13 protein-coding genes are annotated in these 12507 nt (G+C 63.5%); 4 read left to right on the top strand and 9 right to left on the bottom strand.

Features of this window, described 5'->3' with window-relative positions; genetic code table 11:
• Positions 1-44: 44 nt before the first annotated feature.
• Genes ureE through ureG form a run of 3 tightly spaced genes read left to right on the top strand, consistent with a single transcriptional unit; the run spans position 45 to position 1818 of the window.
• Positions 45-521, top strand: coding sequence for an urease accessory protein UreE (gene ureE / locus V6767_RS08370; RefSeq protein ID WP_448427909.1), 477 nt, complete (start codon positions 45-47; stop codon positions 519-521).
• Positions 421-1191 carry an urease accessory protein UreF gene (locus tag V6767_RS08365; protein WP_448473047.1) on the top strand — a complete coding sequence of 257 codons (771 nt, stop codon included), beginning with the start codon at positions 421-423 and terminating at the stop codon, positions 1189-1191. Before ureE ends, V6767_RS08365 begins: the two co-directional genes overlap by 101 nt.
• A 15-nt stretch (positions 1192-1206) precedes the next feature.
• On the top strand, positions 1207-1818 hold the full coding sequence (gene ureG, locus V6767_RS08360) for an urease accessory protein UreG (protein WP_448473046.1): 612 nt from the start codon (positions 1207-1209) through the stop codon (positions 1816-1818).
• On the opposite strand, the gene V6767_RS08355 is transcribed toward ureG, so the two are convergent.
• From V6767_RS08355 to V6767_RS08345, 3 genes are all read right to left on the bottom strand, one after another.
• A complete protein-coding gene (locus V6767_RS08355; protein WP_448473045.1) occupies positions 1815-2501 on the bottom strand; it encodes a Crp/Fnr family transcriptional regulator in 687 nt (228 codons plus the stop codon). The two genes, ureG and V6767_RS08355, sit on opposite strands and share 4 nt — an antisense overlap.
• Before the next feature lie 289 nt (positions 2502-2790).
• Positions 2791-6075: an efflux RND transporter permease subunit gene (locus V6767_RS08350; protein WP_448473044.1), complete on the bottom strand. Its 3285-nt coding sequence runs from the start codon at positions 6073-6075 to the stop codon at positions 2791-2793.
• 11 nt (positions 6076-6086) lie between these two features.
• Complete coding sequence (locus tag V6767_RS08345) at positions 6087-7274, bottom strand: efflux RND transporter periplasmic adaptor subunit (RefSeq protein WP_448473043.1); 1188 nt, start codon at positions 7272-7274, stop codon at positions 6087-6089.
• A 114-nt stretch (positions 7275-7388) separates the two neighbouring features.
• Between V6767_RS08345 and V6767_RS08340 the strand changes: the two genes are divergently transcribed.
• Positions 7389-7511, top strand: coding sequence for a hypothetical protein (locus V6767_RS08340; RefSeq protein ID WP_448473042.1), 123 nt, complete (start codon positions 7389-7391; stop codon positions 7509-7511).
• Positions 7512-7612: 101 nt separating this feature from the next.
• Here V6767_RS08340 and V6767_RS08335 read toward each other — a convergent pair whose 3' ends face one another.
• From V6767_RS08335 to V6767_RS08310, 6 genes are all read right to left on the bottom strand, one after another.
• Positions 7613-8608, bottom strand: a complete 996-nt coding sequence (locus tag V6767_RS08335) for an ABC transporter substrate-binding protein (RefSeq protein WP_448473041.1) — start codon at positions 8606-8608, stop codon at positions 7613-7615.
• A 30-nt stretch (positions 8609-8638) separates the two neighbouring features.
• Positions 8639-9505, bottom strand: coding sequence for an ABC transporter permease (locus V6767_RS08330; protein WP_448473040.1), 867 nt, complete (start codon positions 9503-9505; stop codon positions 8639-8641).
• Positions 9502-10371, bottom strand: a complete 870-nt coding sequence (locus V6767_RS08325; protein WP_448473039.1) for an ABC transporter permease — start codon at positions 10369-10371, stop codon at positions 9502-9504. The genes V6767_RS08330 and V6767_RS08325 overlap by 4 nt, the downstream gene beginning before the upstream one ends.
• A 275-nt stretch (positions 10372-10646) precedes the next feature.
• On the bottom strand, positions 10647-11432 hold the full coding sequence (locus tag V6767_RS08320; RefSeq protein ID WP_448473038.1) for an ABC transporter ATP-binding protein: 786 nt from the start codon (positions 11430-11432) through the stop codon (positions 10647-10649).
• Entirely contained in the window at positions 11429-11851 is a 423-nt protein-coding gene (locus V6767_RS08315; protein WP_448473037.1) for an NUDIX hydrolase, read from the bottom strand. Before V6767_RS08315 ends, V6767_RS08320 begins: the two co-directional genes overlap by 4 nt.
• Positions 11848-12507, bottom strand: coding sequence for a LysE family translocator (locus tag V6767_RS08310; RefSeq protein WP_448473036.1), 660 nt, complete (start codon positions 12505-12507; stop codon positions 11848-11850). Before V6767_RS08310 ends, V6767_RS08315 begins: the two co-directional genes overlap by 4 nt.

Raw genomic sequence — 12507 nt, 5'->3', positions numbered from 1 at the left:
GAACGCCCGGCATCGTTACAGACCGGGTCGATCAATGGGAAAGCATGCAGCGCGTTACCAGTTTCATTCCCGCGGGCGAGGCCAGCGGCGCGGTCGCCGGCCGTGTCGAGCTGACGCATGACGGGCGGCATCTCCGCCGTAAGGCGCTGAAGCTTGAAGACGGCTCGAGCGTGATGCTCGACCTGAAGGAAGCGGTGCTGTTTGCCACCGGCGACCGGCTGGTGCTGGAGGACGGAAGCACGATCGAGATCGTCGCCGCGCCCGAGGAACTCTATGAAATCCATGCCCATGACAAACTGCACCTGATCCAGCTTGCCTGGCATCTCGGCAATCGTCATCTGCCCGCCCAGATCGAGGAGGGCCGGATCCTGATCCTGCGCGATCACGTGATTCGCCAGATGCTGGAAGGCCTCGGCGCGCATGTGCACGAGGTCGTCGAACCGTTCCAGCCTGTGCGCGGCGCCTACCACAGCGGTCATTCTCACGGAGATCACCACCATCACGGCCATCACCACGATTGACGGCGGCGCCGTTTCGGGCGCCGCGCTTTTAAGGCTGTTGTCCTGGCTTTCGCCGGCGTTTCCGCTGGGCGGGTTTTCCTATTCGGGCGGCCTTGAGCGTGCTGCGCATGACCGACTGCTGGACGATGCGGATGACGTGGCAGAATGGCTCGCCGTCTCGCTTCGCCACGGGTTTCTGTGGAATGACGCCGTGCTGTTGTGCGAGGCCCATCGCGCGGCGGGCCAAGCGGAGCGGCTGACAAAAACTGCGGCCCTTGCCGCAGCCCTTGCCGGCTCACGCGAACGCCATGCCGAAACGCTGGCGCTGGGCGCAGCCTTCGTCGCGGCGGCCGGCGCATGGTCGACGTCCGATGACGAGGCATTGCCGCCGGAAACGCCGCTGCCGGTCGCCTTCGGCGCGATCGCCGCGTCGCACGGCATTGGGCTGGAAGTGGCCTGTCAGGGCTACCTCCATGCTCAGGTGTCGCAGTATATTTCGGCCGCGATCCGGCTGTCGCTTGCGGGTCAGGTCGCCGGCCTTGCCGTGCTTTCCGGGCTGGAGCAACCGCTCCTCGAGCAGGCGGCGCGGGCGGTTGTGTCCACGCCGGACGATCTTGGCGGCTGCACTTTCAGCGCCGATATTGCCGCATTGCGCCATGAGACCCAGCATTCGCGGCTGTTCCGGTCGTAACGTAAGAGGTAGACGATGAAATCCGAAAACGGACCCCTCAGGGTCGGCATTGGCGGCCCGGTCGGCTCCGGCAAGACCGCGCTCACCGAAAAACTGTGCAAGGCGATGAGCCGCGTCTATTCCGTCGCGGTCGTGACCAACGACATCTATACCCGCGAGGATGCCGAGGCGCTGGTGCGCATGCAGGCGCTCACCTCCGACCGGATCGTCGGCGTGGAGACCGGCGGCTGCCCGCATACCGCCATCCGCGAGGATGCGACGATCAACCTTCAGGCGATTGCCGAACTCAACAAACGCATTCCCGATCTCGATATTATCTTCATTGAATCCGGCGGCGACAACCTTGCCGCCACCTTCTCCCCGGACCTTGCCGACATCACCATCTATGTAATTTCGGTCTGCCAGGGCGAGGAAATCCCGCGCAAGGGCGGGCCGGGCATCACCCGGTCGGACATGCTGGTGATCAACAAGAAGGATCTGGCGCCCTATGTCGAGGTCGATCTCGATGTCATGGCGCGCGATTCAGAGCGCATGCGCAATGGCGGCCCGACCGTGTTCACCGACCTGAAGCGCGGCGATGGCGTCGAAGCGGTTGCTGCCTTTCTGCGAGAGGCAGGCGGTCTCTAAAGCCGCTTCAGCGCCTCGATATCGGTAATCTCGATCGTGCGGCCGTGGACGTTGACGCCTAGGGACTTGAGCGCGCCGAAGGCCCGCGACAAGGCTTCAGGCGCGAGGCCGAGCTTGCCGGCAAGCAGGCTCTTGCGGCAGGCGAGCCGGAAGGTGGCGGGTTCGGAATCTTCCGGACACTGGTCGAGCAGGTAGTGCGCCACGCGCTGCAGCGCCGTGTTGAGCCGGTCGTCGGCCACGCAATCGACAGCTTCGCGCAATTGCGTCGACAGGGAGACGGCGAGCACGCGCGCCAGGCTGCCATCGTCAGTGTTGGCAATCTCCCGCACCTTTGCGAGGTCATAGCACACCAGCGTGGCATTTTCGGCGGCCTGGGCGCTGTAGCGGCAGGCATCGCCGCCGAAGACCATTTCATCTCCGAACGTGTCGCCCGGCCCGCATATCCGGATGTCCGCCTCACGGCCTTCATTGTTCTGCCTGAACAGTCGGACGAAGCCGGTCACAACGCTGTAGAAATATCGTGCGACATCCCCCTCGGCAAACAGCAGATCGGGCGGCGCGACGTTGACGAAGGTGGCGCATTCCATCAGCCTGTTAACCGTCGTCATGTCCGCCGCGGCCGTCAGGCCGGTTGCAATGAACTGTGCTTTCCTGCGTTCGCTCACATTGATGGTCGTGTTCACTGTCCCGCCTCCCATGGCGTGGCTATGATGGTGTGTCTGCACGAAACGGCTCCTTCGCATCTCGCCCACCGCATTCCGGTCCGAAAGAAAGCGGCCGTTATCGTCAAATTATTATGACGGCGATGCAAAAGGTTTGATTTCAATCAACCAAGCGCGCCGCCGGGCTGAAGAAGGCGCGAGGGGACGCCGCGCACCTGATGCTGTCATACCGCCGGGGGAGAAAGAGGACTTCAGACGAAAAAGGCCGGCGCAATCGGCCGGCCTTTGTTCATTGGTGTGGCAGGCGCGTTTATGCCATGCCGCGTTTGGAAAGGTTGTCGCGATCGCTTTCCAGGGTTTCAACCCGCTCTTCGAGCCGGGCAAGCTTTGCCCGGTTAGCCTCGCTCATCCGTCCGGCGGTTTCGGCGGTGTAGACCACATCGTTGGGGTCCGCCTTGCCGATGAACCGGCCGAAGACCCAGCGCAGCAGCCTTGCCAGATCATCCATGATCATGAAGAAGGCCGGCACCACCAGCAGCGACAGCGCGGTCGACATGATGATGCCGCCGATCACCGCGATTGCCATCGGCGCGCGGAAGGACGAGCCTTCGCCGACGCCGAGTGCTGCCGGCAGCATGCCCGCCGACATCGCGATCGAGGTCATGATGATCGGCCTCGCGCGCTTGCGGCCTGCTTCCACCAGCGCCTGACGCCGATCGAGCCCGTGCCAGATCGCCTCCTTGGCGAAGTCCACCAGAAGGATCGCGTTCTTGGTGACGATCCCCATGAGCATCAGCAGGCCGATCAGCACCGGCATCGAGATCGGATTGTTGGTGACGATCAGCGCGATCGCCACCCCGCCCAATGCCAGCGGCAGCGAGAACAGGATGGTGAACGGCTGGATCACATCCTTGAACAGCAGGATCAGCACCGCCAGCACCAGGAACAGGCCGAGCATCATGGCGTTGATGAAGCTCTGCTGCATTTCGGCGAGGATCTTGGCGTCTCCGCTTTCGGCAAGCGTCACGCTTGCGGGAAGATCGGTGTTCTCGACGATCTCGCGGAACCGGGCGGTCGCCGGATCAAGTGCCACGCCCGGCGGCAGGTTGGCCCCGATCGAGACCACGCGGTGGCGGTCATAGCGCTGCACCGTGCTGACGCCCTCGGAGTAATCGACGTCGGCGACGACCGAAAGCGGCACCATTTCGCCGGATGCGGTCTTGATTTTCAGCGCCCGGATCGCGGCGAGATCGCGCCTGAGTTCCAGATCGCTGCGCACCCGCACGGGGATCAGGCGGTTGTCGAGCGAGATCTTCGCCAGATTGGCGTCGACATCGCCGACGGTCGCCACCCGCACCGTTTCGGAAATCTGCGCCGGGGTGATGCCGAGACGGGCGGCGATTTCCTTCTTCGGCCGGATTTTCAGTTCCGGACGCGGTAGCGCGCCTTCGGAGGAAACCTTGTCCAGCATCGGTTCGGACCTGAGCCTGGCCTCCAGTATGGCGACCGCCTGCTGCAGCTCCTCCTCATTGTCGGAGAGGAAGTTGAACTCGATATCGCGCTGCCCACGGTCGTTGAGCTTGGTGATCCGAAGGTCGGGAATATCGGCAAGCCCGGCCAGGATTTCCTGCTCGATCTGCCATTGCGGGATCTCGCGTCCCGATGGCGGGATCTTCGGCAGATACTGTCCGATCAGCGGCAAGCCGCCAAGCATGTCGTTGACCAGCGCCTCCGGCAGCGAATGCGCCAGCTTGCCGAGCGTGACGGTGATGGTGGCCCGGCGATATTCGAGATCGCCCAGCGGCGAGGAGCCGCCCAGCACGGTTACATCCTCGACGCCGTCATAGCCTTCGATCCGCTCCGCGATCAGGTCGGTCATCTCCTCGGTGTCGGAAAGCCGCGCATTCGGCGGCAGCTCGACCGAAAGCACGATGCGCGAGGCATCTTCCGGCGGCAGGAAACTGCCGGGAATGCGCGCCATGAAGAACAGCGAGACGGCGAGAACGCCGATCGCGGCCACCAGCGTGGCATAGCGCCACTTCGTGGTCCAGCGCACGGCGGCGGTATAGCCGCGCATGATCCGGCCGTCATTGTGCTCGGCGTCTTCCTTGTGCTTGTGCTTGGAGGGCTTCAGCATATAGGCCGCCATCACCGGCGTGATCAGGCGGGCGACCACCAGCGAGAAGAACACGGCGAATGCCACCGTCAGCCCGAACTGGATGAAGTACTGGCCCGGAATACCCGGCATGAACGACACCGGCGCGAATACGGCGATGATGGTGAAGCTCGTGGCAATCACCGCAAGCCCGATTTCGTCGGCCGCCTCGAGCGCCGCGCGATAGGGCGTCTTGCCCATATTGATGTGGCGCTCGATGTTCTCGACCTCCACGATCGCGTCATCGACCAGAATGCCGGTCGCCAGCGTCAGCGAGATCAGGCTCACAAGATTGAGCGAGAAGCCGAGCATGTCCATGATCCAGAAGGTCGGGATCACAGAGAGCGGCAGGGCGACGGCGGCAATCAGCGTCGCCCGCCAGTTATGCAGGAACAGAAACACGACGATGATGGCGAGCAGCGCGCCCTCATAGAGCGTGTCCATCGCGGCGGTGTAATTGCCCTTGGTGAAGTAGACGGCGTCGTCAATCAGTGAGATCGAGACCTCGGGATTTTCCGCGCGCACCTCATCCAGCGCCTCGGCCACCGCGTCGGCAACCGTCACTTCGCTGGCGCCCTTGGAGCGGAACACGCCGAAGGAGACCACTGGTTCGCCGCCGTGGCGGGCGAAGGTGCGCGGCTCCTCATAGGTGTCCGTGACCGTGCCAAGGTCGGAAAGCCGGGCGAACCGGCCGCCGCCGAGCGCGATCGTGGTGTTGGCGAGATCGGAAACGCTGCGGCTGTCGCCGAGCGTGCGGATCGCCTGCTCCGAACCACCAACCTGGCCGCGGCCCGAGCCGACATCGGCATTGGTCTGGCGCAGCTGCGCGTTCACCTCCGAGGCGGTGATGCCGTAGCTTGCCAGCTTGTCGGCGTCGAGCGAGACCTGGATTTCGCGGTCGGCGCCGCCGTAGCGGTCAACCCGGCCGACGCCCTTGATGCCCTGCAGCGCGCGCTCCACCTTGTCGTCGACGAACCATGACAGTTCTTCCAGCGACATGTTGGGAGAGGAGACGGCGAAGGTCTGGATCGCCTGGCCTTCAACGTCGATCTTGCGCACCACGGGATCTTCGGCGGTGGCCGGCAGATCGGAACGGATATTGTCGATCGCGTCCTTGACGTCGCGCAGCGCCTCGTCGGGGCTCACTTCCATACGGAACAGCACCGAGGTGGTCGAGATGCCGTCCGTCACCGTGGAATTCAGTTCGTCGACGCCGGTGACGCTCGCGATCGCGTCCTCGATCTTCTTGGTCACCTGCATTTCGAGCTCGGCCGGAGCAGCGCCCGACTGGGCCACGGTCACGGCGACGACCGGCACGTCGATGTTCGGGAAGCGCGTGACGGCCATGTCCTTGAAGGCCTGCAGGCCGAGGAACAGCAACAGGCCCATCGCCAGAAGCGGCGCTACGGGATTTCGGATCGCCCAGGCTGAAAAGTTCATCGCTCAGATCCTCAGTTGGACGCCGTGGCGGTGGCGGAGACCGGGTTGATCCGGTCACCGGCGCGCACATAGGCCCCGGCCTTGGCCACCACTTGGTCGCCTTCGGAAAGCCCGCTTGTGATCTGGACGGTTTCGCCGTCCTGAATGCCGGTCTCAACCTCGACCACTTCCACAATGCCATCCTTAACGCGGCGGACCGTGGCGCTGCCCTGGCTGATATTGACAGCGGTCAGCGGCAGGGCGAGATCGTCCGCCTGCCGGGTGATGATCTCGGCGCTGGCATACATGCCGGCCCGCGCGCTTTCCGGGTTGTCGATGCTGATGAACACATCGGCAAGCCGGGTGGCGTCGTCGACGATTGGCGAGACCAGCCGCACCGTGCCCATGATCGGCCGGCTGGCGCCGACGAGCTCGATTTCCGCCTTCTGGCCGGCTTCGACCTTCATCACCGAATCTTCCGGAACCTGGGCCACGAGCTCGATCGCGCCATCCTCGATGATGGTGAACATCGGACTGGCGGAGCCGCTGGCGATTGCGCCGATACGGGCATTCTTGTCGGAGATCACGCCCGCGACTGGCGCCTTGATATTGGTGCGCTCCAGACGCAGCGCGATATCCTCGATCTGCGCCTGCGTGACCGCGATCTCTGCGTTGGCGACCGCGATGGCCTCGCGGGCCGCCGCCGCGCTGGCATCGGCGCGCAGGGCCTCGGTTTCGGCCTGCTCCAGCGCGGAGGTCGAGACCGAGCCGTTATCGGCGAGCCTCTTGGTGCGCTCGAACTGGCGGCGCGCATCGGTCTGGGCGGCTTCGCTCGCGGTCAGCTGGGCCTTCAACTGCGCCAGGCTCGCCTCGGCCCTGGCCTTGTTCGCCTGAAGGCTGCTCCGTTCCAGCTCCAGCATGTCGGTGCGCAGGGTGGCAAGCACCGCGCCGGCCTCGACCCGGTCGCCGATCTCGGCCTTGATGGTCTCGATCGAAAGCCCCTCCACCAGCGGCTGCACGAACACCTCTTCGACCGGGCGGATGGTGCCGGTTGCCAGCACAATTTCGGTCAGTGGTTTTACCGTTGCATCGGTGACCACGATGGCGGGAAGGGAGACGGCCGGCTCGGCAGAGGCATCCGCATCCGCGGCAAGGGCGGGTGCGGCTGCAAGTGCAAGAAGCACGGCGGTCGCGGCGGCAAGGCGGGTCGGTTTCGGCATGTAAAGTACCCCAGTCGGCCGGGAGGAGGCCGGTTCCTCGTGAGCTGTCGTTCCGTCGGAATGGCGGATTTCCAAGCTTGTTTACGTGTCGCGCCGGGCGGTCGGATTGCCGCCATGGCAAAATCTCAATATGGCAATCGCGAGAGCGGCCCCTGGGGCTTGCGTCGTCGCGTCGTGCGGCAGTTCGTCATCAACCCGGCATTTTTCAAGATGGCCTCGCGCATTAAGCCGCATTAATTGAACCGGGTGGTTCGATTTAAAGCCGATCTGGTGCAAAAATGCAATACGCGCGACATCGAAGCGATGCCGCGCGTATCGATTTCGGTTAAAATCAGGTCTTAGTTGGAAAGCGCCGCGTCGGTGATTTCCAGCGTATAGGCGCCCTCCGGCTCCTTGGTGATGACCGGGTCGGAACCGCCGCCGAGCAGTACCTCGACGGTGCGCTGGTAGTCAGCCGGGTCGAGCGCGCCGTTGGAGCCGGCGGTCAGCTTGGCGACTTCGCGCATCATCCGCTTCTGGTGCTTTTCGGTCTGGGCGCCGGTGTCGTCATAGTCGAGCACGATCTCGGCGGCTTCGTCCGGGTGTTCCTCGGCCCATTTCCAGCCTTTCATCGAGGCGCGGACGAATTTGACCATGTCTTCCTTGAACTTCGGATCGGCAAGGTCGTCTTCGAGCACGTAGAGCCCGTCCTCCAGCGTCGCCACACCCTCATCCTCATATTTGAAGGTGTTGAGCTGGTCCTCGGAAATGCCGGCGTCCACGACCTGCCAGTATTCATTGTAGGTCATGGTGGAAATGCAGGCGGCCTGCTTCTGCAGCAGCGGATCGACGTTGAAGCCCTGCTTCAGCACCGTCACGCCATCCTCGCCGCCATCGGTCGGGATGCCGAGATGGGCCATCCACGACAGGAACGGATATTCATTGCCGTAGAACCAGACGCCGAGCGTCTTGCCGGGGAAATCCTCCGGGCTCATCACATTGTTTTCCTTGAGACACGTCAGCATCATGCCGGAGGACTTGTAGGGCTGGGCGATGTTGACGAGCGGCACGCCCTTTTCGCGTGTTGCAAGCGCCGAAGGCATCCAGTCGACGATCACATCGGCGCCGCCGCCGGCCAGAACTTGCGCCGGGGCGATATCCGGGCCGCCGGGCTTGATGGTGACGTCGAGGCCTTCTTCCTCGTAGAAGCCCTTTTCCAGCGCGACATAGTAGCCCGCGAACTGGGCCTGCGTGACCCATTTGAGCTGCAGGGTGATTTCATCGGCGGAAAAGGCCTGGCCTGCCCCGAGCATCATGCCGCCGGCGGCAAGTGCCGCGATAAAAGTCGATTTCATGGTTACGTTCCCCTATTTTGGCTTGTTGCATCACGACCGGCCCGAACGGACGGAGGGATGCCAGAAGGTGACGGCGCGCTGAATGAGCGCCACCACCCCGTAGAACGCGGAGCCGGCAACCGCCGCCACCGCAATTTCGGCCCAGACCATGTCGATATTGGCCCGGCCCACTTCCGTGGAAATCCGGAAACCCATGCCGACGGTGGGTGTGCCGAAAAATTCTGCCACAATAGCGCCGATCAGCGCCAGCGTGGAATTGATCTTTAACGCGTTGAATATGAACGGCCATGCGGCCGGCAGGCGCAGCTTGATCAGCGTTTGCGACCACGTGGCGGCGTAGGTGCGCATCAGGTCGCGCTCCATGTCGCTCGCCGATGACAGGCCCTGAATGGTGTTGACCAGCATCGGAAAGAAGGTCGCGACCACCACCACGGCGGCCTTGGACGGCCAGTCGAAGCCGAACCACATCACCATGATCGGCGCGATGCCGACAATCGGCAGCGCCGAGACGAAATTGCCGAAGGGCAGCAGGCCTCGTTTCAGGAACGGCGAGCGGTCGATCAGGATCGCCACGATGAAACCCGAACCGCAGCCGAGCGCATAGCCGATCAGCACCGCCTTCAGGAAGGTCTGACGGAAATCGGCCCAGAGGATCGGCAGCGAGTTGGTGAGACGCACCCAGACATCGCTTGGCGCCGGCAGCAGGATCGGCGGGATGTCAAAGGCGATGACGACGCCTTCCCATATGATCAGGATCGCAAGGCCGAAGATGACCGGCACGGCAAACCATGCCAGCCGGTTCAGCACGCGGTTGGAAAACTTCTGCCGCACCAGCCACTCGTTGAAGGCCCAGCCGCAGATCCAGAAGGCGAGCGCAAACCAGACGAAACCGCTCATGGCTTGACCCCCATGCGCTTCAGCACCGCAGCCTGCGCAACACCGACCAGCGCCACCAGGATCGAGGCCAGGATCGCCGCCATGAACAGCGCCGACCAGATTTGCACCGTCTGGCCGTAATAGGAGCCGGACAAGAGCCGCGCGCCGAGCCCGGCCACGGCACCCGTCGGCAGTTCGGCTATGATCGCGCCGACCAGCGAGATCGCGATCGCGATCTTCAGCGAGGTGAACAGATAGGGCATGGCGGACGGCAGGCGCAGCTTCCACAGCACCTGCCGGTCATTGGCGTTATAGGTGCGCATCAGGTCGAGTTGCAGCGCGTCGGGCGAGCGAAGCCCCGAAACCATGCCGACGGCGACGGGGAAGAACGAGAGATAGGTCGAAATCAGCGCCTTGGGCAACAGCCCGGTGATGCCGATCGCGTTCAGCACCACGATCAACATCGGCGCGATCGCGATGATCGGAATGGTCTGGCTGGCGATGATCCACGGCATCATCGAGCGTTCCATCGTGCGGTTATGGACGATGGCGATCGCCAGAATGATGCCGAAGCCGGAGCCGATCGCAAAGCCCAGCAGCGTCGAAGATAGCGTGATCCACGCATGATAGACGAGGCTACGTTTCGACGTGATCTTCTTGTTCGCTGTTGTATCCCAAAGCTCCGCCGCCACCTGATGCGGCGACGGCAGCACCGGCCGCTCCAGCGTGTAGGACTGTTTCACGACTTCGTTGAAGGAAATCTCCTGCCCCGCGCGCCGGGCCTGGTCGGTGACGAACTGTCGGTTCATGACCACCACAAACACGCACCAGATCGCCAGGATGGCAAAGACGACGGTGGCAACGGGAAGGACGCGCTCACGCAGCATGGCGGTGTCCTCTGAAGTGGGGGCGGCCGAACGAAGCCTCGATTCTGGGAGCAGCCTGCCTGGATCCTCGGGTCAAGCCCGAGGATGACTCCTGAGAGAAAAGACGGGGAAGGGGGCACAGCCGGGGACGCTTGATGAGCCGCTCTCTCTCTTCACCGGAAATTCCGCCAGCGGGTTTTGTAGCCTTCCCACCTCCACGGGCGTCATCCTCGGGCTTGACCCGAGGATCCAGGCGTGCCTCTCCGAGGTAGCCTCCAGCAACATTTGTGACCGCCTCACTCATAACTATGCCCCGCCCTCAAGCCTTCGCGCACGCGGTGCGCAATCTTCAAAAACTCCGGGCTTTCGCGGATGTCGAGCGGACGCTCCTTCGGCAGCGGGCTTTCGATCACATCCGTCACCCGACCGGGGCGGGGGCTCATGACCACGATCTTGGTCGACAGATAGACGGCCTCGGGAATCGAATGGGTGACGAAACAGATGGTCTTGTCGGTTCGCGCCCACAGCTTTAGCAGCTGCTCGTTGAGATGGTCGCGGACGATCTCGTCGAGCGCGCCGAAGGGCTCGTCCATCAACAGCAGATCGGCGTCGAAGGCGAGCGCGCGGGCGATCGAGGCGCGCTGCTGCATGCCGCCTGAAAGCTGCCATGGGAATTTCTTCCCAAAGCCCGTCAGATCGACCAGTTCCAGAACGCGTTCGATGCGGCGGTTCTGGTCGGCCTTCGTGTAGCCCATGATTTCCAGCGGCAGGGCGATGTTCTTCTCGATCGTGCGCCACGGATAAAGCGCCGCCGCCTGGAACACATAGCCATAGGCGCGGTCGAGCCGGGCGTTTTCCGGCGTGGTGCCGTTGACGGTGATCTCGCCGGCGGTCTTCTTCTCCAGATCGGCGATCACGCGCAGAAACGTCGTCTTGCCGCAGCCGGACGGGCCGATAAAGGAAACGAAATCGCCCTTCTTGACATCAAGGTTGACGTCCTTCAGCGCGTGCACCGGGCCATCATTTGTGTCGAATGTGAGACAGAGATCTTTCGCCGTGACGACGGATGTTTTTTCGCTCATGAGTCGCTCCGGGTTTCGGCAAATCGGCGGGCGGCGATCGGGAACAGGTGTCTGCGGGTCAGCGCCGCGCGCTCGACATCGATCGGGCCATCGACCGGCAGCCATTTACACTCCTCGATCTCGGCCTGCGGTATGACCTCGGGTTCGGCAAGCCAAGAAAAGGCCTCCGCCTCAACGAACATGTCCGCTTCATTGGCGGCCTGTTCGCGGTAGCAGCCCTCGTAACGAAAGTTGCCGGGTTCGGCTTCGAGCGCCAGTTCCTCGCGCAATTCCCGCACCAGCGCGGCAATGGGCGTTTCGCCAGCATCGATCTTGCCGCCGGGCTGCATGAAGGCCGTGGTGCCGCGCTTGCGCACGGTGAGCATCTCACCCTGGCTGTTGATGATCAGCGCGACGGCGATGCGGATATCGGGGCTCATGCGCGCCGCTCCCATGCAAGAACGCCGGCCAGACCAATCAGCACGCCGCCGGCCACGGCCTCGATCCACAACACTACGCGCCGGGTGATGACCCTGGCGAGCGCCGAAAAGGCCAGCGCATAAATCAAAAGCACCGGCAGTTCCAGCAGCACCGATACGCTGCCGAACACCAGCATCTGCAAGGCCACCGGCCCGGCAGGATCGATGAACTGCGGCAGGATGGCGACGAAGAAGGCGAGGTTTTTCGGATTCGCCGCCTGCACGCTGATGCCCTTCCAGTAGAGCCTAATCGGCGCTGCGGTAAGGCGCGGTGCGGTCTCTGCCGCCTCTGCGAGCGGCACATCGTCCTTCTCGCCGCTGCGCCAGGCGTGCCAAAGCGGCAGGATCATGCCGAGACCGAGCCATGCCAGATAGGCCGCGCCGACGATCTTCAGCACGTAAAACAGCGTGGCGCTTGCCAGTATAAGCGAGGCAACGCCCGCCGCCGACAGCGCGAAATAGACCGCATTGGTTGTGAGGATGCCGGCGGCGGCGGCCTGCGAGCGCCAGAACCCCTGCCGCATCGACAGCCCGACCACCAGCAGCACGGCCGGGCCGGGCGACAGGCAAAGCAGGAATTCGGTCGCGGCAAACGTCGCCACGTTGGACCAGTCCAT

This window comes from Martelella sp. FLE1502 (genome assembly GCF_053484255.1).
The sequence above is the reverse complement of the archived record's forward strand: the minus strand, read 5'-3'. Positions and strand labels throughout refer to the sequence as shown.

Coding starts and splice junctions, on each gene's coding strand:
- V6767_RS08330 (WP_448473040.1), bottom strand. CDS start 9,505: ATGAGCGGTTTCGTCTGGTTTGCGCTCGCCTTCTGGATCTGCGGCTGG.
- V6767_RS08345 (WP_448473043.1), bottom strand. CDS start 7,274: ATGCCGAAACCGACCCGCCTTGCCGCCGCGACCGCCGTGCTTCTTGCA.
- ureG (WP_448473046.1), top strand. CDS start 1,207: ATGAAATCCGAAAACGGACCCCTCAGGGTCGGCATTGGCGGCCCGGTC.
- V6767_RS08320 (WP_448473038.1), bottom strand. CDS start 11,432: ATGAGCGAAAAAACATCCGTCGTCACGGCGAAAGATCTCTGTCTCACA.
- ureE (WP_448427909.1), top strand. CDS start 45: ATGCAGCGCGTTACCAGTTTCATTCCCGCGGGCGAGGCCAGCGGCGCG.
- V6767_RS08310 (WP_448473036.1), bottom strand. CDS start 12,507: ATGGACTGGTCCAACGTGGCGACGTTTGCCGCGACCGAATTCCTGCTT.
- V6767_RS08325 (WP_448473039.1), bottom strand. CDS start 10,371: ATGCTGCGTGAGCGCGTCCTTCCCGTTGCCACCGTCGTCTTTGCCATC.
- V6767_RS08315 (WP_448473037.1), bottom strand. CDS start 11,851: ATGAGCCCCGATATCCGCATCGCCGTCGCGCTGATCATCAACAGCCAG.
- V6767_RS08365 (WP_448473047.1), top strand. CDS start 421: ATGTGCACGAGGTCGTCGAACCGTTCCAGCCTGTGCGCGGCGCCTACC.
- V6767_RS08350 (WP_448473044.1), bottom strand. CDS start 6,075: ATGAACTTTTCAGCCTGGGCGATCCGAAATCCCGTAGCGCCGCTTCTG.
- V6767_RS08340 (WP_448473042.1), top strand. CDS start 7,389: ATGGCAAAATCTCAATATGGCAATCGCGAGAGCGGCCCCTGGGGCTTG.
- V6767_RS08335 (WP_448473041.1), bottom strand. CDS start 8,608: ATGAAATCGACTTTTATCGCGGCACTTGCCGCCGGCGGCATGATGCTC.